This is a genomic window from Aurantimonas sp. E1-2-R+4, assembly GCF_036549515.1.
Taxonomy (GTDB): domain Bacteria; phylum Pseudomonadota; class Alphaproteobacteria; order Rhizobiales; family Rhizobiaceae; genus Aurantimonas; species Aurantimonas coralicida_A.
On the sequence record NZ_JAZHLK010000086.1, the window covers coordinates 1 to 2,500 of the forward strand.

The window sequence follows — 2,500 nt, forward strand, 5'->3', positions numbered from 1 at the left end:
TTGGACGGAGGGGAGTTTTTGAACGCAAGACGCCCCTCGGCTTTTTGGGCGCGAGGGGCGTTTTGGTTTGGTTTTTTTGTGAAGAGAAGCTTTGCGATTTGCAGACCTGGCGGCGACCGACTTTCCCGCGTCTTAAGACGAAGTATCATAGGCGCTGGGGCGTTTCACGGCCGAGTTCGGAATGGGATCGGGTGCGGCCGCCCCGCTAGAACCACCAGGTCGGCAAATCGCAAAGCGTATCGAGAAGAAGGTCTTTTGTTTTGGCCTCAGTCGCCGGCGGACCCATCCGGGTCCTTGGCTACGGGCCAAAAGGCCCGCCGCTCCGGTCGGAGCGGGGCTGTCCTCGCCATGGGCTGCCTGCGGCAGCGGGCTCGGACGGAGCCTGTGTGATTGAGGCGCTGGATTTGCAGATTTTCATGAGAGATAAGCGTGTTGGTTTGTCTCCTGCCCCGACCTTCGTTGCCGAAGGAGGCGTCGTCCGAGCGCGCGGCCATGGGCCGTTGATCGCGAGGACAGCCATCGGAGCCGTCTTGCAAATCGAGAATCGATTTGAGGCGGAGATGCCGTAGCGTCTACGACGCGGAGGCTTCCGACTGCGGTCCGGGCGTCAAGCCCGTAGCCAGGCGCACGGCAGTCAGAGGCCGACCGGCCGACGCGCCTGATGGCGCGAGAGCCGAGGGCCCGGAGGGGCCCGCTGGCGACTGAAGCTGAGAAAGAGACAATGCTCGCCTCGCGTTGCGAGGTGAACATTGACGAATGAGAATGATCAAGCCGATCGAGCGATTAGTACCGGTAAGCTTCATGCGTTGCCACACTTCCACACCCGGCCTATCAACGTGGTGGTCTACCACGGCTCTGATAGGGAGAACTCGTTTTCAGGTTAGTTTCCCGCTTAGATGCCTTCAGCGGTTATCTAGTCCGTACATAGCTACCCTGCACTGCGGCTGGCGCCACAACAGGTCCACCAGAGGTACGTCCATCCCGGTCCTCTCGTACTAGGGACAGATCCTGTCAATTCTCCTACACCCACGGCAGATAGGGACCGAACTGTCTCACGACGTTCTGAACCCAGCTCACGTACCGCTTTAATTGGCGAACAGCCAAACCCTTGGGACCTGCTCCAGCCCCAGGATGCGATGAGCCGACATCGAGGTGCCAAACAACCCCGTCGATATGGACTCTTGGGGGTCATCAGCCTGTTATCCCCGGCGTACCTTTTATCCGTTGAGCGATGGCCCTTCCACGCGGGACCACCGGATCACTATGACCGACTTTCGTCTCTGCTCGACTTGTCTGTCTCGCAGTCAGGCGGGCTTATGCCATTGCACTCGACGACCGATTTCCGACCGGTCTGAGCCCACCATCGCGCGCCTCCGTTACTCTTTAGGAGGCGACCGCCCCAGTCAAACTACCCACCATACACTGTCCCGGATCCGGATAACGGACCGCGGTTAGACATCCATGACGATAAGGGTGGTATTTCAAGGATGGCTCCACGCGAGCTGGCGCCCACGCTTCAAAGCCTACCACCTATCCTACACATGCCGACACGAATGCCAGTGTAAAGCTATAGTAAAGGTGCACGGGGTCTTTCCGTCTGACCGCAGGAACCCCGCATCTTCACGGGGAATTCAATTTCACTGAGTCTATGTTGGAGACAGCGGGGAAGTCGTTACGCCATTCGTGCAGGTCGGAACTTACCCGACAAGGAATTTCGCTACCTTAGGACCGTTATAGTTACGGCCGCCGTTTACTGGGGCTTCGATTCAGAGCTTGCACCCCTCCTCTTAACCTTCCAGCACCGGGCAGGCGTCAGACCCTATACGTCGTCTTGCGACTTCGCAGAGCCCTGTGTTTTTGATAAACAGTCGCTACCCCCTGGGTTGTGCCACCTCCACCTACTTGCGTAAATGGAGGTCACGCTTCTTCCGAAGTTACGCGTGCAATTTGCCGAGTTCCTTCAACATAGTTCTCTCAAGCGCCTTGGTATACTCTACCAGTCCACCTGTGTCGGTTTCGGGTACGGTCTATACGGTGGGGCTATTTCCTGGAACCGCTTCACCGCAGGATCAATCCAATAAGACCCTACGATACACGCGATCCGTCACTCTCCACCAGGCCCACGATTATTAACGTGGTTCCCATCGACTACGCCTTTCGGCCTCGCCTTAGGGGCCGGCTAACCCTGCTCAGATTAACTTTAAGCAGGAACCCTTGGACTTTCGGCGAGGGAGTCTCTCACTCCCTTTATCGTTACTCATGTCAGCATTCGCACTTCTGATACCTCCAGCAGCCCTCACGGGTCCGCCTTCATCAGCTTACAGAACGCTCCGCTACCGCGTATCCGATCCGAAGATCGAACACACCCACAGCTTCGGTGTATGGCTTGAGCCCCGTTACATTTTCGGCGCAAAGACCCTTAATTAGACCAGTGAGCTGTTACGCTTTCTTTAAATGATGGCTGCTTCTAAGCCAACATCCTGGTTGTTTTGGGATCCTC

Annotated in this window: 2 rRNA genes (1 of these 2 cut by a window edge); both read right to left on the reverse strand. The window is 57.1% G+C overall.

What is annotated here, in order from left to right:
- Window positions 1-104: 104 nt before the first annotated feature.
- Window positions 105-219 (reverse strand): 5S ribosomal RNA (rrf, locus tag VQ045_RS20780).
- A gap of 543 nt (window positions 220-762) precedes the next feature.
- Window positions 763-2,500, reverse strand: a 23S ribosomal RNA gene (locus VQ045_RS20785) (it continues 1,196 nt past the right edge of the window).